A 24340-nucleotide genomic window follows, 5' to 3' on the forward strand; every position below is an offset into this window, starting at 1 on the left:
CCATGGACCCGGCCCCCTATCGCGCCGATCTGGCCGAAGCTCCGGCGGGCGCGCGCGCGGTCTGGGTCCGGACCGATGACGACATTCGCCTGCGCATCGCGCTGCACGAGACCGGAGATCAGGGCACGGTCCTGATCTTCCCCGGACGCACGGAATGGGCCGAGAAATACGGGCGTGTGGTCACCCATCTGGCCGGGATGGGCTATTCCAGCCTTGTGATCGACTGGCGTGGACAGGGTCTGTCGGACCGTTTGCTGCCGGATCGCCGCAAGGGCCATGTGGGGAAATACCCCGATTATCAGATGGACGTGCAGGCTGCGCTGGATTGCGCGCGGGATGCGGGCCTTCCGGAGCCTTACTTTCTGATTGCCCATTCCATGGGCGGCGCCATCGGTTTGCGCGCGGTGATGCAGGACCTGCCGGTCAAGGGCGTGGTGTTTTCCGCGCCCCTCTGGGGGGTGCAGTTTCCGCTTTGGGCGCGGCCCGTGGCCGGGCTGCTCGGGACATTGGCGGGCTGGACCGGTCAGGGGGAGGCCTATGCGCCGACCACCGGATCCGAGCCCTATGTCCTGACCGCACCGTTCGCGGACAACCTGCTGACGACCGATCGGGGCGAGTTCCGGTTCATGATCGACCATCTGACGGCAGAACCCGATTTCGCCGTGGCCGGCCCCACCATGCAATGGGTCCACGAGGCCCATTGCGAATGCCGCTGGCTCGAAACCCGGCCCGCACCGCCCCTGCCCTGCCTCACGGCTCTGGGCACGAATGAACGGATCGTGCTGACGGCACCGATCCACGCACGCATGACCGATTGGCCCGATGGGCGGCTGGTGATGGTCGATGGCGGCGAGCATGAGGTGCTGATGGAAGCGCCCGACAAGCTCGACCCGCTGCTGGCCGAGATCGAGGCGTTTTTCGCCGCGCAACTTCAGGATGGCAAAGCCGCCTGAGTGCCGCCGGGCGCATCGTACAACCATGTCGGGTGGGGGTGGTACCACCTCCCCGGCTCGAACGGGGGACCTCCTGATCCACAATCAGGCGCTCTAACCAACTGAGCTAAGGCGGCACGCTGCGGGGGTTTAACTTTGGCTCTGCGCGATTGCAAGAGGCTGATGCGCCTCCGGGGCCGGTTTTTCGCCCCCCTTCGCGGCTATCACAACGTCATCTCCCATTGCTGGACTACCACATCTTGACCGAAATTTCGAGTTGCCTCGGTTCCGGTGATCTCGAAGCCCGCAGCCGCATAAAGCCGCCCCGCCGCCGCGTGGCTTTCATGGGTCCAGAGCGTGGCGCGCTTGTATCCCGCGCCGCGCGCGAAACGGAGCCATTCCTCCATCATCCGACGCCCGAGACCGCGCCCGCGCAAGCTCGGCTCCAGCCCGAAGAGCCGCAATTGCGCGGTGTCCGGCGCCGGGCCCTGCACACAGAAGACCGAGCCGAGGCTCAACCCGTTGCAGACCGGGATGATCGCCCGCTCCCGCGCCGGATCGCGGGTCTTGAGGAACGCGATGAGGATTTCGGCCACAAGGATCTCGAAGCTCTGATCATAGGCGTTCTCGATCCGGTAGAGCTCTCCGTGGCGCTGGGTCATCCAGCCGAGATCTCCGATTTCCATGTCGCGGAAGGTGACCTCGTCGAGCCGCAGGGTCTTGTCCCCGAGCGCGAGCCGCAGCCGCGCGATGGCGCGGTCCAGCGCCGGTTGCTCGGCCATGGGCATCCCGGCGAGGCTTTCGGCAACGTTGGAGCGGGCGATATTCTCGAACTCCTCAAGGCATTCGGCCCCTTTCGCGGTCAGGCTCAGCAGCGCCACGCGCCCATCCTCGGGGCTCGGCCGCCGCTCCAGCCAGCCACGATCCGCAAAGCGTTTCAGGATGCGGCTCAGATACCCCTCGTCCAGCCCCAGTTGCTGCGCAAGCGCCCGGGCCGCCCAGTCCTGCAGGCCGAGTTCATAGATCACGCGCATCTCGCTCAGGCTCAGATCGCTGTTGAGCACGGTCCGGTTCAGCACGCCGGAAGCCCGCGTCACGATCCGGTTCAGGGCGCGCATGTTTTCGATGGTGTCATGGGGCAGGCTCTGGGTGGGAACATCGCGTGGCATGGAGGTCTCCTGATCTGTCTTGATCCGAGCGATAGGCGATTCGCTTGCCATCGGCAAGCATTTCGTTTGCCAAAAGCATGCTTTTTGCTTGCCATAAGCAAGCTATGCCCCCTTGAACCCCGCTGCACGGCGCAGTACCTGCGATGCTCAGATCACGGAGACGCGCCATGGGCATCGACAAACAAAGCGACATCGCTGCGAATATTCAGATTGGCCCCACCTCGATGGGGATGGTGCGAATCTATGTGGAGGCCGAGGGCGTCGAGTTGCCGCTCGATTTCGACCCGGATGAGGCGATTGAGATCGCGGAAGAGCTCAAGGCCGCCGCAGAGCGCGCCCGCCGCGCCGCGAAGTAAACCCCGCAAAAACAAATCTCTACACTCACATCCTCATGCGCCGCATGAGAGCATATCACGCGCCCTAAACGTGACTATCTAGACACGTGACTATTTAATCACCTATAAGGTTCCCCATGGATGCGATCTTCAAAGCGCTCAATGACCCGACGCGTCGCGCCCTTCTGGACAGCCTGCGCCAGAAGGACGGGCAGTCCCTGCAAGAGCTCGAAGAGACAGCCGAGATGACGCGCTTTGGCGTGATGAAACATCTCAAACTGCTCGAAGAGGCCGGCCTCGTGGTGCCGGTGAAGAAAGGCCGGTTCAAGTATCACTACCTGAACGCGGTGCCCCTGCAGGAGGTCATCGACCGGTGGATCGATCCGTTTCTCGCCAAGCCCGCCGCCCGCGGCGTGTTGAATTTGAAAGCACAACTTGAAGGAACCGCCCCAATGACGACCCCGGACGCAAAACCTGATTTCGTGAGCCAAACCTTTATCCGCTGCACCCGCGACGCGCTCTGGTCCGCCCTGACCGAGGCGGACCAGGTGGGTCAGTACCACTTCCTCGCCGAGACCGCCCATGGAGACATGATCGCCAAGGGCGACGCCATGGTGTTCGAGATGCAGCCCGGCGTGCCCATGGTGCGCACCGAGGTGATCGCCATCGACCCCAAGAGCCGGATCGAGGCGACGTTTGAACCCTCTTGGGCCGGGCCCGACATGGCCCCCTCGCGCTGCATCTACCTGGTGGATGACGAGGGCGCGTTCTGCAAGCTGACGATCGAACATTACGGCATTCCCGAGGGACAGGAGGGCATCGCAGATGGGTGGGCGCGCTTCGCTTCGGGCCTCAAGACATGGCTCGAATCCGGCGAAACCGTGCGCTTCGCCAATGCAGGAGAAAACTGATGGAGAGCTTTCCCACTGAACTTGGCATTCTCACCTGCCTGATGGTCCTCGCCGCCTCGCTCTGGATCCCGTATATCGTCGGCGTTAACAAGTATGACGTGCCGGGCTCCGAGCCTTTCGTGCGCCCCACCCCGCTGGATCAGTTTCCGCCCTGGGTCCACCGGGCGCACCGGGCCCATCTCAACCTGCTGGAACAGGCCCTGCCCTTTTCGGTGCTTGTGCTGCTGCTGGACCGGCTGGACGGATTCACCGCACTGACCTTCTGGACCTGCATCACCTTCTTCTGGATCCGGGTCGCCCATGCGGCAGGGATGATCATGGGTTGGGCCGCGATGCCTCTGCGCCCGCTCCTGTTTCTTGTGGGATGGGTGTGCTGCCTGCTCCTCGCCTATGCGGTATTCGCCGCCAGTTGACGCGTTCGCCCGCGCGCCCCATCCGGGTGCGCGGGCAGTTTCTCCTTCCCCTGATCGCGAGACTGCGCATAGGCTTGGACAAGCGGTCTTGGGAGGGTCCTATGCATCACGTGAAAAGCGTTCTTCTGAGCGGGGCTTTGGTCCTATGGACAGGCACCGCCCCCGCCCAGGACAGCACCCAGGCCACCGCAGAGCCCGAAACAGCGACCGCCGAAGCCGCGCTCCTGACCCAGGCCGAGCTTGAGACCCTGATGGCGCCGGTCGCGCTCTATCCCGACACTCTGCTGATCCAGATCCTCGTGGCGGCGACCTATCCGCTCGACGTGGTCAAGGCGGATCGCTTCGTTCTGACCAATGCGGATATGGACCCCGATAGCCTCAAAACCAGCATCGAGGCCGAGGGGTGGGACCCAAGCGTCACGGTACTGGCCACGGCCTTCCCCACGGTTCTGGCGGATATGGCCGAGCATGTGGAATGGACCGAAGCCGTGGGCACCGCCATGCTCGCCCAGAGCGAGGATGTCCTCAGCGCGGTGCAGACCCTGCGCGATCAGGCCATCGAGACCGGCGCCCTGATCAGCGGCGAGGCCCAGGCCGTGACCCAGGATGAGGACGACAATGTCGTCATCACCCCCACGGATCCCGAAGTGGTCTATGTGCCCGAATACAACCCGGATGAAGTCTATGACAACACGCTGGGCGATGCGCTCCTGACCGGGGCGCTGATCTTCGGGACCTTTGCGGTGATCGACGCGATCTTCGACGATGACGACGATTGGTACGACTATTGGGGCTGCCGCAATTGCGGTGGCTGGGGCGGTGGGCCGATCATCCACAACCCGGATATCGATATCGACATTGATGGCGATGTGAATATCGGCAGCAACAACCGGCCTGATCTGGGCTGGAAGCCCGATGAGGGCCGCAAGCGGGACGCACAGGACAAGATCACCGCGCGGCGGGATGCCGGGGGGGATTCGAAACTGCCACTGGACAAGGCCGCCACGCGTCCGGCCGGGGCCGATCGGGGCGATGCCTTGCGCGGCCAACTCTCGGATCGCACGGGGGCTGCGGATATCAGCCGCCCGGAGGCCGCCCAGCGCCTGCCCCAGGTGGAGCGCCCCCCCACCCGCCCGGCTGCGGACAAGGCGCAGGCAATCCGCGACACCTCCGCCCGCCCGGCCACAGCCAAAAAGCCCGCGGTGAAAAAGCCCGCCGCCCAGAAGGTCGCCACCAAGAAACCCACGGCCAAACCCTCTGCCCTGAAAAAGCGCGCCCCTGCGGGCAAGACCCGCGCTGCGGCGGATCGGGGCAAGGCTGGCAAGCTCAAGGCCCGGAGGTAGAGCAATGAAACCCGTATCCGTTGCAGCCGCCATCGCACTCACCACCTGCCTCGCCTCTCCGCTCAGCGCGGAGCCAATGTCCTTCCCGACCCCGCAAGATGCGCTCGACGCCTTCGCGGGTGCGCTGACAACGCCCGGGCGCGCAGCGCTGCTGGGCGTCTTTGGCGATGACGCCGCCGAAACCCTGTCCACCGGCGATCCGGTGGAAGACCGGCTCCACCGGATCGAACTGATCGCGCTGCTGGCCGAGGGCTACCGCATGACCACGGATGCGGAGGGGCAGGTGACCCTGCTCCTGGGGGCGGAGGGCTGGCCGTTCCCGATCCCCTTGTCCCGCGGCGCCGAGGGCTGGGCCTTCGATCTGGAGGCCGGGCGCGCCGAGATCGCCGCGCGGGAGATCGGGCATAACGAGCTCGACGGGATCACCCTGCTGGAGGCTTATGTGGATGTGCAATCCGCCTTCCGGCTGACGGATCATGATGGCGATGGCGTGATGGAGTTTGCCGGCAGCATCATCTCTTCGGACGCGGCGCGCGACGGGCTCTACTGGCCGGGGGCGGGCAGCCCGCTTGGCCAACGTTTCGCCCGCGCCACGCTCTTTGGCTACAATGACGGGATCGAGGATCATCCGGCGGAGCCATTGACGGGCTATTACTTTCGCCTGCTGGACGGACAAGGCCCAAGCGCCCCGGGCGGCGAGATGAGCTACCGCATCGGCGAGAATATGGTGGCCGGGCATGCCCTGCTCGCGGTCCCCGCGATCTATGGCGAGACCGGGGTGCACAGCTTTCTTGTCGCCGAGAACGGGATCGTTCTGGAGGCGGATCTCGGCCCCGACACGTTGACATCGGCCGAAGCCATCACGCGCTACGATCCGGGCTCGGACTGGACGCCCGTCGACTGATCGTCGCGGCTCCTGCCACAGAGCGCGCGGGTGATTGACACCGGCGCGCGCGCAGGCCAAGAGACCGCTACACCAATATACCCGCAACCGGGCGTTCCGTGGGCGCCAAACTGACGAGGCAGCCGATATGGCCCAGATCTCTCTCACCTTTCCTGATGGCAATGCGCGCGACTACGACGCAGGCGTGACCCCTGCCGAGGTCGCGGCAAGCATCTCGACCTCGCTGGGCAAGAAGGCCATCTCGGCGACCGTGAACGGCGCCCATCACGACCTGCAATGGCCCATCGAGGGCGACGCGCAGATCGCGATCCACACCCTCAAGGACCCCGCGCAGGCGCTGGAACTGATCCGGCATGACTGCGCCCATATCATGGCCCGCGCCGTGCAGGCGATCTGGCCCGATGTGAAGGTCACCATCGGCCCGGTCATCGAGCATGGTTTCTATTATGACTTCGACCGCGCCGAGCCTTTCACCCCCGAGGATCTGGGCGCCATCGAAGCCAAGATGAAAGAGATCATCAATGCCCGCGACCCGGTCCGGACCGAGGTCTGGGACCGTCCGCGCGCGATCGCCCATTACGAGGCGAGCGGCGAGCCCTACAAGGTCGAACTGATCGAGGCGATCCCGGGCGACGAGCCCCTGCGGATGTACTGGCACGGCGACTGGCAGGACCTCTGCCGTGGACCGCACCTGCAGCACACGGGCCAGGTGCCTGCGGATGGTTTCAAACTGATGAACGTGGCCGGGGCCTATTGGCGCGGGGACAGCTCCCGCCCCATGCTGCAGCGGATCTATGGTGTGGCCTTCCAGAACCGCGACGCGCTGAAGAAGCACCTGCACATGCTGGAGGAGGCCGCCAAGCGTGACCACCGCAAGCTGGGCCGCGAGATGAACCTCTTCCACATGCAGGAAGAAGCCCCCGGGCAGGTCTTCTGGCACCCCAATGGCTGGACCATCTACACCAACCTTCAGGACTACATGCGCCGCCGCCAGCGCGAGTACGGCTATGTGGAGGTGAACACCCCCCAGGTCGTGGATCGCAAGCTCTGGGAAGCCTCGGGCCACTGGGACAAGTATCAGGAGAACATGTTCATCGTCGAAGTGGACGAGGAGCATGCCCGCGAAAAGGCGATCAACGCGCTGAAGCCGATGAACTGTCCCTGCCATGTGCAGGTCTATAATCAGGGCCTGAAATCCTATCGTGATCTGCCCCTGCGCATGGCCGAGTTCGGCGCCTGCAACCGCTACGAGCCCTCGGGCGCGCTGCATGGGCTGATGCGGGTGCGCGGCTTCACCCAGGATGACGCGCATATTTTCTGCACCGAGGACCAGATCCAGGACGAAACCGCGCGGTTCATCCGCATGCTGAGCACGATCTACAAGGATCTCGGCTTCGAGAGTTTCGACATCAAGTTCTCCACTCGCCCCGAGGTCCGCGCGGGCTCGGACGAGGTCTGGGACAAGGCCGAGGCCGCGCTCGAGGCCGCGATCCGCACGGTGACCGACGACTTCGAGCTCGATCCGGGCGAAGGGGCCTTCTACGGGCCCAAGCTGGACTTCAAGCTCACGGATGCGATCGGCCGCGAATGGCAGCTCGGCACCTTCCAGGCGGATTTTGTGCTGCCGGAGCGGCTCGACGCGACCTATATCGGCGAGGACGGCGCCAAGCACCGCCCGGTCATGCTGCACCGGGCCATCCTCGGCAGTTTCGAACGTTTCCTCGGGATCCTGATCGAGAACTTCGCCGGCAAGCTGCCCTTCTGGCTCGCCCCGCGGCAAGTGGTGGTGGCCTCGATCATCTCGGATGCGGATGACTATGTGCAAGAGGTCGTCTCTGCCCTGACCAAGGCCGGCATCCGGGCCGAGGCGGATATCCGCAACGAAAAGATCAACTACAAGGTGCGCGAACACAGCGTCGGCAAGGTGCCTGTGATCCTCGCCGTGGGTCGCCGCGAGATGGAAGAGCGCACCGTGACCCTGCGACGCCTGGGCGAAAAGCAGACCTCGGTGGTCGCGCTGGACGCGCTGCTTCCGGATCTGGCCGCCGAAGCGACCCCGCCGGATCAGCAGCGCGCCTGAGCAGGGCGGCTCAGCTGTCCGGCTGAACGGCCCTGAGCGCGCTGTCGATGTCCTGCACGACACTGACCGACGCCTTCACGCTGAGACTATCGCGCAGGGCGTCGGCCGCACCGCCTCCGATCAGGACGGGGACCGGGAAGGGCAGTTTCTGAACCTGCCCGATCAACAGCCGCAGGGGCTGGGGCGGGTCGACCCGGCTGACGGTCACCCCGAACGCGTCGGGCCGAAGACGCCGGACCCGCTCGATGATGTCTTTCGCCATTTCGTCAAGGCGCAAGTCCACCTGCCAGCCAGCGCGGCGGAACGCCTCCGCCGCGAGAATAATCCCGAAGGTGTGGCGTTGCCGTGGCAAGGTCGCAAAGAGCGCGTATGGCACATCGAGCGTGCGGCTCAGTGGGACGTACCGGCGACCGACCTTCTGGTGCAGCTTGTGCAGTTCCGTAACCCCGAGCGCCATATCGGCAAAGGAAATCTGGTCCGTATCCCAGCGTGCGCCGAGCTCCCGCGCACAGGCTGCCAGAATACCGTCGGCCAGTTCCGCATAGCTCTGTCGCCGCGCGATGCGGCTCCGCACAAGCGTTTCGGCGGCAGCTTGCTCGCGCGCAACCAACAGCGTGCACAGCCCTTGAATAAATGCCTCCGACGCGACCGTTTCATCCAGCTCAGCGCGGGACGCGACGCTTTCCAGCGCAAGTTTCACAACGCTCATCAGCGCGTCATCCGCCGACGCGCCACCCTGTGCCGCGCCACTGGGGCGGGAACTCTCCGTATCGGGCATCTTCCCGCCTTTTCTCATTGCCCTCCGGTAACTGGCGCGCGCCCGGATGGTGTCAAGAAAATCTGACACTCCGGCTCAAGTTTATGCCGCCCGGGCGGGCTCCGGCCTGAAAGATCGCTCACGGTCCTGAAACCATCTCTCGAGAAAGCTGCGATATGCCCTGCCAGCCATGTTTCAGCCGCAACGCAGCATTGCAAAAGCTGTTCACGCAAACCGGGAAATTCCTCGCATTGCCTCACGGCGGCGTGAGAATAGCTCCGGATTGCTCCGGGGAACTGCAACATTGTTTCCAGCCGCGCACGGGTGCGTGACACACGTGCCCGTGAGTGGCGAGTGAGAGGTTCCGCGACTTAAGTTTTGGTCATCGCAAGACGCGATACCCGTACCCCCGGACACTGCCGGAGCGGGTGTTGGACAACCAAAACGAAAGAGAAACCCATGTCGAAATCCATTACTGCCGTTGCTCTCGCTGGTGCCGTCGCTGCTGCTCTGACCGGTCACGTGACCCCGGCCGAGGCGCAAGCTCAGGAGAAGTGCTTCGGTGTGTCCCTGGCGGGCGAGAATGACTGCGCCGCCGGCCCCGGCACCACCTGCGCGGGCAGCTCCACCGTCGACTATCAGGGCAACGCCTGGACGCTGGTTCCCGCCGGCACCTGCGAAACCATGGAAGTCCCCGGCGACCGCATGGGCTCGCTCGAAGCTCTGGATCGCGACCTGCCGGCATAAGCGCGCCGCACCGCGCCTTCGGGTCCCGCGGGGCCCGGATGCGTGCATCCGGGGTGGTACAGGGGGGTCGATCCCCCCTGGGCCACCCATTCCTGTCTCCCACGCCCGGATCTCGCCATGCTCGACCAGTTCGCCCACCGCCCCCTGCCCGCCGCACCCGGCGTCGGCTACAAAGCGCAACACTTTCAGGAGATCATCTCCAACCCCGCGCCGGTCGAATGGCTCGAGATCCATGCCGAAAACTACATGGGCGCCGGTGGCCGCCCCATTGCCCAGCTCAAGGCCCTGTCCGAGCGGTTCCCGATCTCGGTCCATGGCGTGGGCCTGTCCATCGGCGGCGAGGGCGCGCTGGACGCGGATCATCTCGCCCGGCTCAAGCATCTGGTCGAGTGGCTCAACCCCGCCAGCTTTTCCGAGCATCTGGCATGGTCCACCCATGACACGCACTTCCTGAACGATCTCCTGCCGGTCCCCTACACGGCAGCCACACTGGCGCGCGTCTGCGCCCATATCACCCAGGTGCAGGACATGCTGGGCCGCCAGATGCTGCTCGAGAACCCCTCGACCTATGTGGCCTTTGCCGAAAGCGAGATGTCCGAAATCGACTTCCTGACTGAGATCTCCCGCCGCACGGGCTGTGGCCTGCTGCTGGATGTGAACAATGTCTTCGTCTCCTGCACCAATCAGAACTGGGATCCGATCGCCTATATCGATGCCTTTCCCCTCGGGGCCGTGGGCGAGATCCATCTCGGCGGCCATGACGAGGACGAGGATGAGCACGGCGCGCCGCTCCTCATCGACAGCCACGGCGCCGAGGTCGTGGACCCGGTCTGGGCGCTCTATGCCCATACCCTGTCGCGATCCGGTGCCCGCCCGACCCTGATCGAGTGGGACACGGATGTGCCCGACTGGCCCGTGCTGGCCGCCGAAGCCCAACGCGCCGCCGATGCGCTTGCCCCGGTGACGGCATGAGCCAGACCGCCTTCACCTCGGCCCTGCTGGCCGCCGACGCGCCGGTCCCCCCGGGGATCGTCGACCCCGAAGGCCGCGTGTCGCAAAAGCGTTTCAACGTCTATCGCAACAATGTTGCAAGCTCCCTGACCGAGGCGCTGGTGACCGGGTTTCCGGTGATCCACAGGCTCGTCGGCGACGCATTCTTCCGTGCTATGGCGGGCGTCTTCCTGCGGGCCCACCCGCCGCACTCCCCCGTGCTCAGCGGCTATGGCGCTGCCCTTCCCGCCTTTCTGGACAGCTTCCCGCCCGTGGCCCACCTGCCCTATCTGGCAGATGTGGCGCGGATCGAGCTGGCCCTGCGCGAGAGCTACCACGCCGCCGACCACACGGCCCTCGCGCCCGAGACATTTGCCGCCATCCCGCCCGAAGCCCTGATGGAGACGCGGTTTTCTCTGGCCCCTTCGCTGATCCTGATCCGCGCAACCCACGCCGCTTTTGACATCTGGCGCGCCAACATGATCGCCGATGCCCCCAAGCCCGGCACCAGCGCGCAGGACATCGCGATCACCCGACCCGGCTTTGACCCAGCGCCCCATCTGCTCCCGGCCGGGGCCTATGCGTTCCTTTCGGGACTGCAGGCGGGCGACACCCTCGGCTCCGCCCTCGCCGCAGCCCAGGCCGAGGCCCCGGAATTCGACCTGACCCCAACCCTATCGCTCGCCTTCGCCGAGCAACTCTTTGCGGAGGAGACCCCATGCTGACCGCCTATACCCGACTGACCGACATCCTCGAGCGCATCAGCCACTGGCTGACGCCGACCCTCGCGCGCCTCGTCTTTGCCGCGGTGCTTTTCGTCTATTACTGGAACTCCGCGACGACGAAGCTCGGTGACGGGATCTTCGGCTTCCTCTTCCCCTCCAGCGGGGCCTATATCCAGATTTTCCCGAAGACCGTCGAGGCCTTGGGCTACGACACCTCGCAGCTTGGCTTTTTCCACTGGGCCGTGGTCGTCGCGGGTACCTGGGCGGAATTCCTGCTGCCGGTGGCCATCGTGATCGGGCTCTTCACCCGGTTCGCCTCGCTCGCCATGATCGGCTTTGTTGTGGTGCAAAGCTGGGTCGATGTGCATGGCCATAACCTGGGCGCGACCGATATCGGCGCGTTCTTCGATGGCAATCCCTCGTCGCTGATCCTTGACCAGCGGGCCTTCTGGATCTTCGTGCTGGGCTATCTGGTGCTGCGCGGCGCCGGGCCGATCTCGGTCGACGCCATCCTGCGTCAGAGCAGTCGCGCCTTCACCGCCTCGCCCCAGCCGAGGTAAAGCGTGCCGTCCGGGGTCTCGATCACTGGACGCTTCATCAAGGTCGGATGCGCGGCGAGCAGATCAGCGGGATCTCTCTGCCGCGTTTCCGCATCCAGAGCCCGCCATGTGGTCGAACGCGTGTTCACCAGCGCATCGCCAAACGTGTCGAGAAACCGCGCGATCACCTCAGGGCCAAGCGGATCTGCCCGAATATCGTGCAGCTCCGCCTCCAGCGCCCGCACAGCTTTTCGGCAAGTATCGCAGCTTTTGATCCCGTAAACCCGCATCTGACCCTCCTATGGCAGCCTCCGCACAGAACCCCACGAGATTGTCAGGTTCAAGCCGAGATTTTTTTTGACAACCGGGGGGACCGCGCCACCATTTGCATGGTGCAACTTTCTCTCGAAGGGAAATCTTGCACGACTTAAGTCGGAACGCCATATCAGCGTTTCAGCCACCAGCGACCGGGCATCCTGCATGCCGGGGCACTACCGAAGAGGGAGACGCGGACATGCCAAGCGGCACCGTGAAATGGTTCAATACGACGAAAGGCTACGGCTTTATCGCTCCGGATGAGGGCGGCAAGGACGTGTTTGTACATATCTCAGCGGTGGAGCGCGCGGGCCTCACAGGTCTCGCCGACAACACCAAGCTGGAATACGAATTGCGCGAAGGCCGCGACGGACGGGCATCTGCCACCGAATTGAAGGTCATGGGCTAGGTCACCGACACCACCCCATCACTTCCAGACATCGCAGCCGAAGCGTTCGCGCTTCGGGACTGATCTTCTGAGCGTTGCTCGCCCGCCGTGTCAGGACCTCGGCCCGGGCAAACCGCCCCCGCTCAGCCCCAGACCGCCTCGAACTCGCGCCATTCGCCCTTGCTCATGCCCGAGTTTTCCTGCGTGACGGTCTCTCCCGCCAGCCGCCGTTTGAGACAATCGACCCCGGTCGCGCTGAGCTGCACTGCGCCCATGCGGTAATCTTCGAAGGCACCATAGGCGGCGGGCACCCAATCCTTCACCATCTCGCAGATCGCATCCGCATAGACCCGGATCTCGTATTGCGCATGGGCGTCCGCGCGCAGGCGCAGGAAGTGGAACAGGTTATGCAGATCCACCTTCCAGTACCACTGGGTGTAGATATTCGCGGGCAGGTTCATCCGTGCCAGCTCGCGGGCGAGCCCCTGCTGACCATCCTGGTTGAGCATCTCTTCGTAGTGATCATAGGCGCGCATGCTGTCCTGCTTGAGGAGGCGCAGCACCTGTTCCGCCTCTTCCCCCTGCAGCGTCGCGCCGCGGCCCTGGTTGTTGATCGTCGATTGCGCGGCCAGCTGTTCCGGCGCGGGAATGTAGAACTCGCGGTCGAGCACCGAGTACCGGGCGGAGTATTCGTTCACATTCGCAGTCCGGTGACGGATCCACTGGCGCGCCACGAAGACCGGCAGCTTCACATGGAGCTTGATTTCGCACATCTCGAACGGCGTCGAATGCCAGTGGCGCATCAGGTAGCGGATCAGCCCGCTGTCATCGCGCGCCTTCTTGGTGCCGGCGCCATAGCTGACCCGGGCGGCCTGTACGATGGCGGCATCGTCGCCCATGTAATCCACCACCCGGACAAATCCGTGATCGAGCACCGGGCGCGGCGTATAGAGATGCGTTTCCATCCCCGGCGAAACCGCACGCAAGGTGGGCTGCGGATCCGCGCGCAGAGCGGCGATCTCGGCCTCGGGGGTCATCGGGGTATCGGACTGGTCATTCATCGGATGCGCCTTTCCTGTGCTGGCCTCTACATTCGGTGGATTCGCCATCTCATTTCTACCATAAAATGTGCCTGATCGCCGTTCAGACCACAGAATCTTGTGGATAACCTTGGCATCTCTTGCTCCGCGGCCCGCCCCGGCTAGGTCCTAGGACAGGACTTAGACGGATACCTGATATGCTGAAATACCTCCACACCATGGTGCGCGTGAAAGATCTCGACGCCTCGATCGCCTTTTACAAGCTGCTCGGCCTCGAGGAGGTGCGCCGCCGCGACAGCGAAAGCGGGCGCTTCACGCTGGTCTTTCTCGCCGCCCCCGGACAGGAGGATTGCAAGCTCGAGCTGACCTATAACTGGGACGGGGATGAGGGATTGCCCTCGGACAGCCGCCATTTCGGGCATCTCGCCTATCAGACCGACGATATCTACGGGCTCTGTCAGCACCTGATGGACAACGGAGTGACCATCAACCGGCCGCCGCGCTGTGGGCATATGGCCTTCGTGCGCTCGCCGGACAATGTGTCGATCGAGCTCTTGCAGGCGGGCGATGACCTGCCCCCGGCAGAGCCCTGGGCGAGCATGCCGAATACGGGGCATTGGTAGCATGGGCACCGGGCTGCGCGGTCTCTGGGCCGGGGTCCTCGCCGCGGGTCTGGGGCTGGCCAGCCTGGCCGAGGCCGGATGCCGTCAGGCGCTGGCACTCGGGCTCGATGTCTCTGCCTCGGTGGACGCGCGCGAGGACGCGCTCCAGCGGGAAGGGTTGGCCAAGGCGCTCCTGTCGCCACCGGTGGTCGACGCCTTCGAGACCATGCCGGATATCCCCGTCGCCCTGATGATTTACGAGTGGAGCGGGTATCGCAGCCAGTCGGTCCTGCAGCCCTGGATCACGGTCCGATCCCGCGCGGATCTTGTGGCCGTGGCAACCCAGTTGCGCGCCGCACCCGTTGGGCGCTCGGGCAATTCCACAGCACTCGGCGGGGCCGCTTTGTTTGCCGCGAAGGCCTTCGAGCGCGGACCGGATTGCTGGCGGCGCACGCTCGATCTGTCCGGGGATGGCAAGAACAATGACGGGCCCACGCCGCAGATGCTCGCCGATGACCCGCGGCTCGATGGCATAACAATCAACGGGTTGGTGATCGGGGCCGATCCCGGCGCGCGGGGCGCGCAGAAGAACGCCCATATCGGCGAGCTGGTCGCCTATTTCCAGCAGAACGTGATCCGGGGCGCGGGGGCCTTTACCGAGGTCGCACTCGGTTTCGAGGGCTTCGAAGAGGCCATGCGCCGCAAGCTCTTGCGAGAGATCCGGGTGCCGATGTTCTCAGCCCTTTATCACGGGGCCCGCTAGCCCCGGAACGCGACAGCGCCGGCACCCTCTTGCGAGGCCACCGGCGACTTGGCCGTCTGATCCTGCAGGATCAGTAGATATAGCGGATCTGATCAGCCCAGTAGCGTTCCATCCGGCGCAGGGAGCTGTTGATATCCTCGAGGCTCTCACGTCCCAGAACGCCCTTCGCCTCCAGCCCGGTGGCATGGCGCGCGAACAGCTCAGCCACGACCCGGCGCACGTCCTGACCCTGCTCGGTCAGCCGGACCCGCACGGAGCGGCGGTCGATCTCACTGCGTTGATGGTGCATGAAGCCCATCTCGACCAGCTTCTTGAGGTTGTAGGACACATTCGAGCCTTGATAGTAGCCGCGCGATTTCAACTCGCCCGCGGTCACCTCGTTATCCCCGATATTGTACAACAGCAGGGCCTGGACCGCGTTGATCTCCAACATGCCCACCCGCTCGAACTCGTCCTTGATCACATCCAGAAGAAGCCTGTGCAGCCGTTCAACAAGCGCCAGACTCTCCAGGTAACCCGTCAGAACGCCGAGGTCCGGGGTGTCTTCCAGTCGCGCATGCAAGCTCATTTCTGTCTCCAAGTGTCATTTGGTGGTCTGACACTCCGAGAAATTCCCGAAGAAACGTTTAACGCTTCGAGGCAAAACGTCAGAAAATTTGCGACCTATATAAGACGTATCCGAGACAGCCCTAGCGCGGACCGGTCTGCCCCAATCGCGTGACCAGCGCGGCGAATTCCGCCGGCGGCGCAGCCTGACCCGAAACCCATTGATAGAGATCCTGGTCGTTCTCCTTCAGGAGCGCGTCGAATTCCTCGACCTCCTCGGCGCTCATGCTGGCGAGGTTGGCATCGGCGTAAGGGCCCAGAATCAGGTCCATTTCCTTGATCCCCCGCCGCCATGCCCGGATCTTGAGCCGCTTGAGACGCGCCTCGGGTGTCTCGTCGGGGGTCACCACCCCCATGGCGGCCTCGGTGATGCGAAACTCGCTCACAACATACCCTCCGAGCTTTTGCGCAGGCGTTTCTCAAGCCGGGCCATGCGGCCGCTGAGCTGGGTCATCTCCGTATGCAGCTGGCGCAGCTCGGAGAGCGCGGCACTCATGTCCTGCGGAATTTCACCCCCCAGTTCGGGCGCATCGATTCCCTCGCCCTCGCCGGTCAGCAGCCAGCTGAGCGAAACATTGAGCAGCCCGGCCAGCATCTGGATCCGGTTGGCGCGCGGCTCGGACAGGTCCTCTTCCCAGTCGCGCAGGGTCTTGACCTTGACCCCCAGCTTCTTGGCCAGTTGCGGCTGTGTCAGCCCCACGGCCTCGCGTGCGCCGGCGAGGCGATCACCGAAGGTTGCAGTTGCCTCGGAATACCAGTCCTGGTCGTCGGGCATGGAGCACCGTCCTTTGCGTTTCGGCTTGATCGTGATTGCCACGAAGCCTAAGACATGGACCCGGGTTATGCAAACCGGAGTCCCCTGAAATGTCCTTCCTTTCGACCACTCTCGCCCGTGTCAAACCGTCGCCGACGATTGCCGTCACGAACATGGCGAATGAGCTCAAAGCCGCAGGGCGGGACGTGATCGGCCTTGGGGCCGGTGAGCCTGATTTTGACACGCCGCAGAACATCAAAGACGCCGGGAAAGCGGCGATTGATGGCGGGAAAACGAAATACACCGCCGTGGACGGGATCCCCGAGCTGAAAAAGGCCATCGTCGCGAAGTTCAAGCGCGATAACGGTCTGGACTACGACGCCAGCCAGGTGACCGTGGCCAATGGCGGTAAGCAGATCCTGATCAACGCGCTGATGGCAACCATGAACCCGGGCGATGAGGTGATCATCCCCGCGCCCTATTGGGTGAGCTATCCGGACATGGTCCTGCTCGCAGGCGGTGAGCCGGTGATTGCCGAGGCCTCGATCCAGACCGGGTTCAAGCTGACGGCGGATCAGCTTGAGGCGGCCATCACGCCCAAGACCAAGTGGTTCATCTTCAACTCGCCGTCGAACCCGACCGGCGCGGGCTACACCGCAGAAGAGCTCAAGGAGCTGACGGACGTCCTGATGCGGCATCCCCATGTCTGGGTGATGACCGACGATATGTATGAGCATCTCGTCTATGACGATTTCGAGTTCGCGACCCCCGCACAGGTCGAGCCCGGGCTCTATGACCGCACGCTGACCTGCAACGGAGTGTCCAAGGCCTATGCCATGACCGGCTGGCGGATTGGCTACGCGGCGGGTCCGAAAGAGCTGATCGCCGCCATGCGCAAGATCCAGTCGCAATCCACCTCGAACCCCTGCTCGGTGAGCCAGTGGGCCGCGGTCGAAGCCCTGGACGGCACGCAGGATTACATCCCCGAAAACAACAAGACGTTCCAGCGGCGCCGGGACCTGGTGGTGGACATGCTGAACGCGGCCGAAGGCATCTCCTGCCCGACACCGGAAGGCGCGTTCTACGTCTATCCCTCGGTCGCAGGCTGCATCGGCAAAACCTCCGCAGGCGGCACCAAGATCGAGAATGACGAAGAGTTCGCCAAAGCCCTGCTGGAGGAAAAGGGCGTCGCCGTGGTCTTTGGCGCGGCCTTCGGGCTGAGCCCCAATTTCCGGGTCAGCTATGCGACCTCGGATGAGGCGCTGAAAGAGGCCTGCACGCGGATCCAGGACTTCTGCGCGGGTCTGAGCTGAGGCCGCGCGATGAGCATCACGCTGCCGGAGCTGTTCTTCCGCGTGAAGGAAAACGGCGCGCTGGTGTTTCGGGTCACCACCGAAACCCGGCACAACCGGCTGGACATGACCCCGATTGCGTCGTTGAACCTGCGCAACGGGGATATCAAGCCACAAGGGCAGCGTGAGATCACCGAAGACGAGCGCGCGGCCATGGAAGACTGGATCGCCGCGCGCCGCGACACGCTGGAGGCGCGGCATCTCGACGATGTGCACCGGACGGTGGATTTCCTGAACCTGACGGCGCAATGGGTGCAATCCAAGGCCACGCCCGAGCAGCTTGACGAGGTGACCGATACCCTCCTGCTGACCATGCACGACTTGCGTGCGATCCTCGTGCGCAAGAAGGCCGACCGGGTAATGGAAGCGGCCCGGGCCGAAAAGGATCCGTCCTGAGGCCTAGCCCCGCCGCGCCGTGGTGCTGAGCCAGACCGAGGCGATGATCACCCCGAGCGCGCCCCATTGCAGCGGTGACAGATCCTCTCCCAGCAGCAGAACGCCCAGCAACGCGCCCCCTACGGGCACGGCGAAATTCACCTGAGACATGCGCGTTGCCCCGAGGCGCGGCACCAGATGGAAGTAGACAAGGTTCGCCGCGGCGGTCGAGACGAGCCCGAGATAGAGCACCGCGCCAAGGGCCGTGTGCGTCAGCGCAGCCGCCTCGACCCGCGCGCCGCTCAGAGCCACCGCGCCCAGCAGAACCGCCGTCCCGACCAGTGCCGAGCCCGCCGCCATTTCCAGAGGCGGGCGCCGCACGCAGCGGCGGATATAAACGGTCGACAGCGCATAGCACAGCGCCGCGCCAAGGATCGCCACCTGCCCGGCGAGCTCCGTGCCGAGCCCCAGCAGCGCGCTCGGCCCCGCCAACAAGGTCACACCAACCAGCGCACCGCCGAGGCCCAGCAGCACGGGCCGGGTCAGCCTCTCATCGGGCAGGACACAGGCCGCGATCCCCGCCGTGGCCACGGGCGACAACCCCATCAGGATCGCCGCCAAAGCGCTCTCCACCACCGTTTCCCCATGGGTGATCAGCAAAAACGGCACCACGCTGCCAAGCAGGCCGGTCACCCCATAGGACAGCCAGTCCCCGGGCCGCCGCGACAGGCGCTGACCCAGGGCAAAGAACACCCCGGTCAGGACAAGCGCCCCCACAAGCATCCGCCCCGCCACCAGCAGCATCGGATCGAGATCGGCCACCCCCAGCTTGATCACCACATAGGAAGAGCTCCACGCCGCCGCGAGCGCGCCCCAGAGAAGCAGGTCGCGCAGACCCGGGCGCGGCCCCTCGGATGTCGGAGTGCTTGTCATCTCGCGCGCCTCATGGGATGCTACAGTATGTGTAGCATAGAGCGCTACTAAATGAGTAGCAAGCCCGTGACCCCGTCCCCCGCCCTGCCCCGCGCCGGTCAACCCGTGCGTGGCTCGACCAGTGGGCAGCCCATCATGGTGCTGTTTGATATGCTCGGGCGGCGATGGGCCATGGGGATCCTGTGGAACCTCGCCGAGACCAACCGCACCTTTCGCGATCTGCAGGCGCGCTGTGGCTCGGCCTCGCCCACGGTGCTGAACGCGCGCCTGAAGGAATTGCGCGCCGCCGGGCTGGTCGAGAAAGCCACGGATGGCTACGCGCTCACCCCTGACGGGCGCGCGCTATTTGCCGTGCTGGAGCCCTTGGGCGATTGGGCGATGGAATGGGTGCCCCGGATGGGGCCACCCGAAGGATAGGGCGCGCTCAGGCCCAGCGCCGGATCGCTGCCTCTGAATCCATGGGGCCCGTGTTGAAGGCGATCTTCGCTTTTGGGGCGGCCGCGTGGATCACGTTCACCAGCTGCTCGAAAATCAGGAAGTGATCGTCATCCTTGCGCACGCCCGCGCCGACCATCACCACGTCATAATCCTTGGCGGCGAGAGTCTGGGCGACCTGATCCGTGGCCGTGTCGCCATCGAAGATAAAGCCGATCTCCGCCGCGTAGCCCGCCGCATTCAACGCGGCCTCATCGGCGCGCAGCGCGCCCTCCAGCTTCTCCGGCGTCAGGCCCGGATACTTCGCGTAATCCACCACGCTCGGGTGCCAGCCCACCATCAGGACGGTTTTGGTCATGTCAGTCTCCTTGTCTGGCGCGGTACCCCCATGCGGACCCCGTGCGGAACGGATGCGGGACCCGGGCAACCCGGCCCGGTATCCAGAGGGGTGTCGCGCCTTTTTGTTTACATGTAAACTAAGATCACAAGATAGATTACATAGCAACTAAAATTTACCCGATGAAGCCGAATTCAAAAGTGGGTCAGGCGAAGTCCTTGAGATCGGAGCGCGCAGTGAGGACCCCCCTCGAGAAACGGCCTGACCTGCCTTCCGGGCCGTCCAACCCCGCGAGTCGCGCACCCTCACAGCGCAAAGCGCTGTTCTGAAACAGGTTTGGGAAACACTCTGTTCTGCGTTCCTGGACAGGCGCTGCGCCATCACAGTTAACGCGCGCAATTTCCGGAAACAGTCCCTGCGCAAGCCGGTTCATTCCCGCAGGGACGTGATCCGGTTAACCTTCACAATAGAAGTTTTTTGAATTAAATGTGCAGCGTGGACGCGATGTGTGATGATGCGTTCACCCCATAGTGTACTCTGAGTAACGAGGCAAAACATGACTAAACTTCTCGGCGCAGCTGCGCTGATCGGTACCGTGCTGGTGTGTTCCAGCGCAACCGCAGCAACCGTAACCGCTGGCCCTGGTGGCTTCGATAACGGGTTTGCAACCACAATCACCTATGACGACACCGACGCGCGCGGCACGGCCAATGGTCGGGACAATCCGCTGAACGCCCTGGGCGCAGTGGATGGCAATTTCTTCGAAATTGGTCTCGGCGGCACGGTCGAGCTGCAGTTCGGGACGCTCTTTCTGGGCTCCGGAACCGTGGTCGAGGTGACGTTCGGCAACCCTGCCGATCATCCGGAATCCGTCGATATCTTCGCGGGTATCGCCGGGGATGCGACCTCCTTCGTGGCCGTCGATCAGGTCACCGTCAGCAACACCAACGCGCAAGGCCCCGTCGGGGTGAGCTTCACCTTCGCGGGTGGGCCCTACGACACGCTGCGTCTGGTGGACACCTCGGTGAGCACGGAACTCACCGGCGGATTCGACATTGACGCGGTCAGCGTCTCTCCGGTGCCGCTGCCTGCGGGTCTGCTGCTGCTGGGGACAGCCATGGCCGGTCTCGGCGCTGTGCGTCGCCGCAAGTCTGCCTGATCCCGGATCTGACATCGCCATGGGCGGGCCCCTCCGGTCAGACCGCCTGACCCGAGACCTCCGCCCTGGCCTTTGAGCCCTGAGACCGCCGGTGCCCTGCGCCGGCGGTTTCGCATCTGAGGCGCGCGGAATCGCCAGGGGCTCAGCCGGTCGGTTGCTCAGGCCGCGCCTGCCAGCCGCCGCGCCCCCAGAACCGGTGCATCAGCAAGATCCCCGCCAGCGCCAGCCCGACCACAAGCCCGAGCCAGATCCCGATCTCGCGCAGGGGCGTGTAAAAGCCAAGCCCGAAGCCCACGGGCAACCCGATCCCCCAATAGGCCAGCGCCGCCATGATCATCGGCACCTTGGTGTCCTGCACTCCGCGCAGCAGCCCCAGCGCCATGACCTGCGCGCCATCAGCGAACTGGAACAGCGCCGCCATGTAGAGCAGCGTCACCCCGATGGCGAGGATCTCGCCCCGGCTCGGATCATCGGGCGACAGGAAAGCCCCAATCAGCAGCTCCGGGATCGCCACGAAGAGGCAGATCGTGGCCACCGAGAACCCCACCGAGAGGGCAATCGCCACGCGTCCGCCCCGCTTGAGCCCCGCGATATCCCCCCGCCCCAGGGCACGCCCGGCCCGGACCGTCGCCGCCTGGCTCAGCCCCACATGGACCATGAAGGTCAGCGCCGCCATCTGCAGGGCGATCCCATGGGCGGCCAGTTCCAGCGTGCCGATCGCCCCCATCATCATGGCCGAAGCCGCAAAGAGACCGCTCTCGGCGAAACTCGTGATGCTGATCGGCCAGCCCAGCCGGTAAACCGCCCGAAAGGCGGCCCAATCGGGGACCCAGAGACGACGGAAAAGGTCATGTTGCGGCAGGTTGCGGCGGGTATAGATCACCAGCGCCACGAGCGAGGCCAGATGCAGCGACAGCGAGGCTAGGGCCGCCCCTGTCACGCCAAGCTCCGGCGCGCCGAACCGCCCGAAGATCAGCACATAGTTCAGAAAGGCATTGATCACCGCCGCGCCGATGGTGATCCAGAGCACGATCTGCGTCCGCTCCAGCGCGGACAGATAGCCTTTCAGCACCATGACCAGCAGGCCCGGCGCCATGGCGAGCCCGGCGATGCGCAGGTAATCCTGCGCAAGATAGGCGGTGTCTGGATCCTGCCCCAGCAGGATCAGCCAGGGCGCGGACCATACCATTGGCGGCGTGACCACGGCGGCAAAGATCAGGACCAGCCAGAACCCCATCCGGGTTACCCGGCGCACCTGCGTGTCATCCCCCCGCGCGGCCGCCTCTGCCACCATGGGCATCACCGCCCAGGCAAAGCCCGAGCCCACGATGAGCAGTGCGAAAAACACGGTCATCGAGCCGAGCACCACGGCCGCCAGCGCCTCGGCGGAATACCAGCCGAGCATCACCGTATCCGTCGCCGAAATGGCGATCTGCGCCATGTGACTGCCGATCAGGGGCAGCCCCAGGGTGAGGATCGAGCGCGCATGGCCGAAGGAGGTGAGCGGGGTGGTCATAGGGCCTCGTAGGACCAAGGGCGCGGCTTCTCAAGGGCTCATCGTCCCGGCCTGCCCGATTGTGCCGGTGGCAGCCCCGTTGGGGCTGCGGACGCGCCTTTGGCCCGAGTCGTCCCCGGGATCCATGCCGGGGCACGGCACAAGGCCCGGCCCATATGCGCCAGCGGACCGGGACCGGTCCGCGATCAGAGCGCGCCGCGCAGCAGCCCCCAGGCCAGCAGCGCCACGAGAAGCCCGGCGGCCACCTCCAGCAGGCTGCCCAGATGGCGCGCCCGGGCCCAGCCACCCACCGCGGCGAGGCTGCTCTCGCGCAGGCCCGTGGACAGGATCGCCACGGCAATGGTGATGCTCGCCGTGCCCAGCGCCATGGCGAAGGTCCCGGCAATGGCCGCCGCGGTGATCTGCAACCGCAGGCCGAGGATCAGGACAAAGAGCGCGCCGGTACAGGGCCGGATCGCCACCGCCCCGATCACCGCAAGAAGCTCGCGCCAATTTCGCGCGGCCAGCACAGCGTTCGGATCCGGGGCATGGACATGGCCACAGGTCTCGCAGACCTCGCCCGCCCCATGGGTGTGGGCATGGGCCCTGCCCGCCCCCCCGCTGCCCTGCGGATCCGGCGCGCCCCCCTCGGTCTGGGCCACGAGAAAGTCGCGCGCCAAGCTTTGCGGGGCCTGCGGCTCCGGCCCGGCCCCAACCGGGACAAGCTCCGACACTGGCGCCTGCCCCTGCGCCAGACGCAGACGCCGCAGCCCGCGCCAGACCAGCCATAGCCCCACGAGCAGGATCGCCAAGGCGCTGGCCGGGGCAAACCAGGTCTCGGCCATCCCCGTCAGCTGCGCCGTGCTCGCCCGCAACAACAGCGCCCCGGCCCCCACCAGCAGGATCGCCGTGACCGCCTGCCCCAAGCTTGCCGCCAGCGCCACCGCGCTCAGCCGCAGCATGGTGATCCGCCGGGCCACCCCGTAGCCGCCGATCACCACCTTGCCATGGCCCGGCCCCGCCGCGTGGAAGAACCCATAGGCAAAACACACCCCGAGAAACCCGATCAGCGCGCCGGGCGATCCCGCGCGCAGGGCGCGAAGCTGCGCCGCCAGAGCCTCCTGCACCTCGCGCTGCTGCCCGGCGGCCCACCGGCTGATCGCCTCGGCTCCTCCGCCCCACAAAAGCAGGACAAGACCGGCCAGCAAGGCAAGCGCCAGCGCCGCACTTACGGCGCGCATGTCACGCGGATCTCATGGGCGAACAGCTCGCCAACGGCGGGAAACCCGACCTCCAGAAACGGATCGAAACTGCCGCTGAATTCCTCCAGCGCGGCGCGCATCTGCTCGGAGGCCGCGCCCGGGTCGGGCACGAAGACCTGAGCCGCGCAGCCCTCGGGCGCGTTCTCGAGCCGCACGGGCAGGTTGATCTCGTAGGCCGTGTAAAAGGTCGGATCGTAAATCTGCAGCACAAGCGGCTCGGCCCCCACCGGGGCGCGGGTTTCCAGCGCGCGCAAATGGGTGCTGATCACGCGGCCCTCGCCATAGGTGGCGTCCCATTCCAGGGGACGGGACAGGGGCAGCTCCGCCTCGCCGGACAGAAGGTAGCTGTCGCCCTCGAACTCCTCGATCCAGTTCATGTCGAACCCCGAGAGGCTGGCCACCTCCTCCTCGGTCAGGACCCCGTCGAAATCGGGATCCAGCCCGGCCTCGTCGATCACGATCAGCGAATAGAGGGAATCATAGGCCCAGACGATCCGCACAGCCCCGAGCTTGCCCGTGTCGTCGAAGATCAGCGTGGCGCCGGCATCGATGAACACATGGGGATGCGCCGCAGCCGGGGCCGCAGCCGCCAGCAGGGCCGAGCCGAGCACGGCGGCCCGGGATATGGTGCGAAGGCTCTCCATGGGCCAGAGATAAGCCCCCCTCGGTCCGCATGCAA

Annotated in this window: 30 protein-coding genes and 1 tRNA gene; 18 read left to right on the forward strand and 13 right to left on the reverse strand. The window is 65.1% G+C overall.

Annotation, left to right across the window (positions count from 1 at the left end; translation table 11 throughout):
• The first annotated feature begins 2 nt into the window (after nucleotides 1-2).
• Nucleotides 3-953, forward strand: a complete 951-nt coding sequence (locus ACP150_RS02305) for an alpha/beta fold hydrolase (protein ID WP_424964926.1) — start codon at nucleotides 3-5, stop codon at nucleotides 951-953.
• A gap of 39 nt (nucleotides 954-992) precedes the next feature.
• Here ACP150_RS02305 and ACP150_RS02310 read toward each other — a convergent pair.
• Both ACP150_RS02310 and ACP150_RS02315 read right to left on the reverse strand, forming a co-directional pair.
• Nucleotides 993-1069: transfer RNA gene (locus ACP150_RS02310), tRNA-His, on the reverse strand.
• An 87-nt stretch (nucleotides 1070-1156) separates the two neighbouring features.
• On the reverse strand, nucleotides 1157-2101 hold the full coding sequence (locus ACP150_RS02315) for a GNAT family N-acetyltransferase (protein ID WP_424964927.1): 945 nt from the start codon (nucleotides 2099-2101) through the stop codon (nucleotides 1157-1159).
• A gap of 167 nt (nucleotides 2102-2268) precedes the next feature.
• Between ACP150_RS02315 and ACP150_RS02320 the strand changes: the two genes are divergently transcribed.
• The 6 genes from ACP150_RS02320 to thrS all read left to right on the forward strand — a co-directional run bounded on the left by ACP150_RS02320 (nucleotide 2269) and on the right by thrS (nucleotide 8087).
• Nucleotides 2269-2457 (forward strand): DUF6324 family protein, encoded by a 189-nt coding sequence (locus ACP150_RS02320; protein WP_424964928.1) that lies wholly within the window; start codon nucleotides 2269-2271, stop codon nucleotides 2455-2457.
• A gap of 116 nt (nucleotides 2458-2573) precedes the next feature.
• Nucleotides 2574-3347: an ArsR/SmtB family transcription factor gene (locus tag ACP150_RS02325; RefSeq protein ID WP_424964929.1), complete on the forward strand. Its 774-nt coding sequence runs from the start codon at nucleotides 2574-2576 to the stop codon at nucleotides 3345-3347.
• Nucleotides 3347-3760: an MAPEG family protein gene (locus ACP150_RS02330; protein ID WP_424964930.1), complete on the forward strand. Its 414-nt coding sequence runs from the start codon at nucleotides 3347-3349 to the stop codon at nucleotides 3758-3760. Before ACP150_RS02325 ends, ACP150_RS02330 begins: the two co-directional genes overlap by 1 nt.
• A 110-nt stretch (nucleotides 3761-3870) precedes the next feature.
• Nucleotides 3871-5103, forward strand: a complete 1233-nt coding sequence (locus ACP150_RS02335; RefSeq protein ID WP_424964931.1) for a DUF3300 domain-containing protein — start codon at nucleotides 3871-3873, stop codon at nucleotides 5101-5103.
• 4 nt (nucleotides 5104-5107) lie between these two features.
• Nucleotides 5108-6007, forward strand: coding sequence for a DUF2950 family protein (locus ACP150_RS02340; RefSeq protein ID WP_424964932.1), 900 nt, complete (start codon nucleotides 5108-5110; stop codon nucleotides 6005-6007).
• 127 nt (nucleotides 6008-6134) lie between these two features.
• Nucleotides 6135-8087 carry a threonine--tRNA ligase gene (gene thrS, locus ACP150_RS02345; RefSeq protein ID WP_424964933.1) on the forward strand — a complete coding sequence of 651 codons (1953 nt, stop codon included), beginning with the start codon at nucleotides 6135-6137 and terminating at the stop codon, nucleotides 8085-8087.
• 10 nt (nucleotides 8088-8097) lie between these two features.
• Here the strand turns inward: thrS and ACP150_RS02350 are convergent, their stop codons facing one another.
• Complete coding sequence (locus tag ACP150_RS02350; protein WP_424964934.1) at nucleotides 8098-8865, reverse strand: cobalamin B12-binding domain-containing protein; 768 nt, start codon at nucleotides 8863-8865, stop codon at nucleotides 8098-8100.
• 438 nt (nucleotides 8866-9303) lie between these two features.
• Between ACP150_RS02350 and ACP150_RS02355 the strand changes: the two genes are divergently transcribed.
• The 4 genes from ACP150_RS02355 to ACP150_RS02370 all read left to right on the forward strand — a co-directional run bounded on the left by ACP150_RS02355 (nucleotide 9304) and on the right by ACP150_RS02370 (nucleotide 11866).
• Nucleotides 9304-9591, forward strand: a complete 288-nt coding sequence (locus ACP150_RS02355; RefSeq protein WP_424964935.1) for a DUF2282 domain-containing protein — start codon at nucleotides 9304-9306, stop codon at nucleotides 9589-9591.
• Nucleotides 9592-9708: 117 nt separating this feature from the next.
• Nucleotides 9709-10563, forward strand: a complete 855-nt coding sequence (locus tag ACP150_RS02360) for a DUF692 domain-containing protein (protein WP_424964936.1) — start codon at nucleotides 9709-9711, stop codon at nucleotides 10561-10563.
• Nucleotides 10560-11306 (forward strand): putative DNA-binding domain-containing protein, encoded by a 747-nt coding sequence (locus ACP150_RS02365; protein WP_424964937.1) that lies wholly within the window; start codon nucleotides 10560-10562, stop codon nucleotides 11304-11306. The genes ACP150_RS02360 and ACP150_RS02365 overlap by 4 nt, the downstream gene beginning before the upstream one ends.
• Nucleotides 11300-11866, forward strand: a complete 567-nt coding sequence (locus ACP150_RS02370) for a DoxX family protein (protein WP_424964938.1) — start codon at nucleotides 11300-11302, stop codon at nucleotides 11864-11866. The genes ACP150_RS02365 and ACP150_RS02370 overlap by 7 nt, the downstream gene beginning before the upstream one ends.
• On the opposite strand, the gene ACP150_RS02375 is transcribed toward ACP150_RS02370, so the two are convergent.
• Nucleotides 11824-12135: an ArsC/Spx/MgsR family protein gene (locus tag ACP150_RS02375; protein WP_424964939.1), complete on the reverse strand. Its 312-nt coding sequence runs from the start codon at nucleotides 12133-12135 to the stop codon at nucleotides 11824-11826. The genes ACP150_RS02370 and ACP150_RS02375 overlap by 43 nt on opposite strands.
• A 224-nt stretch (nucleotides 12136-12359) precedes the next feature.
• Between ACP150_RS02375 and ACP150_RS02380 the strand changes: the two genes are divergently transcribed.
• Complete coding sequence (locus ACP150_RS02380; RefSeq protein ID WP_424964940.1) at nucleotides 12360-12569, forward strand: cold-shock protein; 210 nt, start codon at nucleotides 12360-12362, stop codon at nucleotides 12567-12569.
• Nucleotides 12570-12691: 122 nt separating this feature from the next.
• On the opposite strand, the gene thyX is transcribed toward ACP150_RS02380, so the two are convergent.
• A complete protein-coding gene (gene thyX, locus ACP150_RS02385; RefSeq protein WP_424965416.1) occupies nucleotides 12692-13609 on the reverse strand; it encodes an FAD-dependent thymidylate synthase in 918 nt (305 codons plus the stop codon).
• A gap of 176 nt (nucleotides 13610-13785) precedes the next feature.
• Here thyX and ACP150_RS02390 point away from each other — a divergent pair, with 176 nt between their 5' ends.
• The gene (locus ACP150_RS02390) at nucleotides 13786-14211 is read left to right on the forward strand and encodes a VOC family protein (protein WP_424964941.1); all 426 of its coding nucleotides are present in this window, start codon (nucleotides 13786-13788) and stop codon (nucleotides 14209-14211) included.
• A 1-nt stretch (nucleotide 14212) separates the two neighbouring features.
• A complete protein-coding gene (locus ACP150_RS02395) occupies nucleotides 14213-14953 on the forward strand; it encodes a DUF1194 domain-containing protein (RefSeq protein ID WP_424964942.1) in 741 nt (246 codons plus the stop codon).
• A 70-nt stretch (nucleotides 14954-15023) separates the two neighbouring features.
• On the opposite strand, the gene ACP150_RS02400 is transcribed toward ACP150_RS02395, so the two are convergent.
• The 3 genes from ACP150_RS02400 to ACP150_RS02410 form a co-directional block, all read right to left on the reverse strand.
• The gene (locus ACP150_RS02400; protein WP_424964943.1) at nucleotides 15024-15521 is read right to left on the reverse strand and encodes a MarR family winged helix-turn-helix transcriptional regulator; all 498 of its coding nucleotides are present in this window, start codon (nucleotides 15519-15521) and stop codon (nucleotides 15024-15026) included.
• Between the two features lie 121 nt (nucleotides 15522-15642).
• Complete coding sequence (locus ACP150_RS02405) at nucleotides 15643-15915, reverse strand: succinate dehydrogenase assembly factor 2 (RefSeq protein WP_424965417.1); 273 nt, start codon at nucleotides 15913-15915, stop codon at nucleotides 15643-15645.
• A gap of 26 nt (nucleotides 15916-15941) precedes the next feature.
• The gene (locus ACP150_RS02410; RefSeq protein ID WP_424964944.1) at nucleotides 15942-16334 is read right to left on the reverse strand and encodes a helix-turn-helix domain-containing protein; all 393 of its coding nucleotides are present in this window, start codon (nucleotides 16332-16334) and stop codon (nucleotides 15942-15944) included.
• A gap of 89 nt (nucleotides 16335-16423) precedes the next feature.
• Between ACP150_RS02410 and ACP150_RS02415 the strand changes: the two genes are divergently transcribed.
• Both ACP150_RS02415 and ACP150_RS02420 read left to right on the forward strand, forming a co-directional pair.
• Entirely contained in the window at nucleotides 16424-17626 is a 1203-nt protein-coding gene (locus ACP150_RS02415; protein WP_424964945.1) for a pyridoxal phosphate-dependent aminotransferase, read from the forward strand.
• A 9-nt stretch (nucleotides 17627-17635) separates the two neighbouring features.
• Nucleotides 17636-18061, forward strand: a complete 426-nt coding sequence (locus ACP150_RS02420) for a hypothetical protein (protein WP_424964946.1) — start codon at nucleotides 17636-17638, stop codon at nucleotides 18059-18061.
• Nucleotides 18062-18064: 3 nt separating this feature from the next.
• Here ACP150_RS02420 and ACP150_RS02425 read toward each other — a convergent pair whose 3' ends face one another.
• Nucleotides 18065-18973: a DMT family transporter gene (locus tag ACP150_RS02425; protein ID WP_424964947.1), complete on the reverse strand. Its 909-nt coding sequence runs from the start codon at nucleotides 18971-18973 to the stop codon at nucleotides 18065-18067.
• Between the two features lie 51 nt (nucleotides 18974-19024).
• On the opposite strand from ACP150_RS02425, the gene ACP150_RS02430 reads away from it, so the two are divergent.
• Nucleotides 19025-19390, forward strand: coding sequence for a winged helix-turn-helix transcriptional regulator (locus tag ACP150_RS02430; RefSeq protein ID WP_424964948.1), 366 nt, complete (start codon nucleotides 19025-19027; stop codon nucleotides 19388-19390).
• A 7-nt stretch (nucleotides 19391-19397) separates the two neighbouring features.
• Here the strand turns inward: ACP150_RS02430 and ACP150_RS02435 are convergent, their stop codons facing one another.
• Nucleotides 19398-19766: a hypothetical protein gene (locus ACP150_RS02435; RefSeq protein WP_424964949.1), complete on the reverse strand. Its 369-nt coding sequence runs from the start codon at nucleotides 19764-19766 to the stop codon at nucleotides 19398-19400.
• A gap of 535 nt (nucleotides 19767-20301) precedes the next feature.
• Between ACP150_RS02435 and ACP150_RS02440 the strand changes: the two genes are divergently transcribed.
• Nucleotides 20302-20904 (forward strand): VPLPA-CTERM sorting domain-containing protein, encoded by a 603-nt coding sequence (locus ACP150_RS02440; RefSeq protein ID WP_424964950.1) that lies wholly within the window; start codon nucleotides 20302-20304, stop codon nucleotides 20902-20904.
• A gap of 142 nt (nucleotides 20905-21046) precedes the next feature.
• Here the strand turns inward: ACP150_RS02440 and ACP150_RS02445 are convergent, their stop codons facing one another.
• The 3 genes from ACP150_RS02445 to ACP150_RS02455 all read right to left on the reverse strand — a co-directional run bounded on the left by ACP150_RS02445 (nucleotide 21047) and on the right by ACP150_RS02455 (nucleotide 24305).
• Nucleotides 21047-22420 carry an MATE family efflux transporter gene (locus ACP150_RS02445; RefSeq protein WP_424964951.1) on the reverse strand — a complete coding sequence of 458 codons (1374 nt, stop codon included), beginning with the start codon at nucleotides 22418-22420 and terminating at the stop codon, nucleotides 21047-21049.
• Between the two features lie 185 nt (nucleotides 22421-22605).
• Nucleotides 22606-23640, reverse strand: a complete 1035-nt coding sequence (locus tag ACP150_RS02450; protein ID WP_424964952.1) for a nickel/cobalt transporter — start codon at nucleotides 23638-23640, stop codon at nucleotides 22606-22608.
• On the reverse strand, nucleotides 23628-24305 hold the full coding sequence (locus tag ACP150_RS02455; protein WP_424964953.1) for a DUF1007 family protein: 678 nt from the start codon (nucleotides 24303-24305) through the stop codon (nucleotides 23628-23630). Before ACP150_RS02455 ends, ACP150_RS02450 begins: the two co-directional genes overlap by 13 nt.
• Between the last annotated feature and the right edge of the window lie 35 nt (nucleotides 24306-24340).

The organism is Dinoroseobacter sp. S375 (assembly GCF_049800775.1).
Taxonomy (GTDB): Bacteria; Pseudomonadota; Alphaproteobacteria; order Rhodobacterales; family Rhodobacteraceae; genus Dinoroseobacter.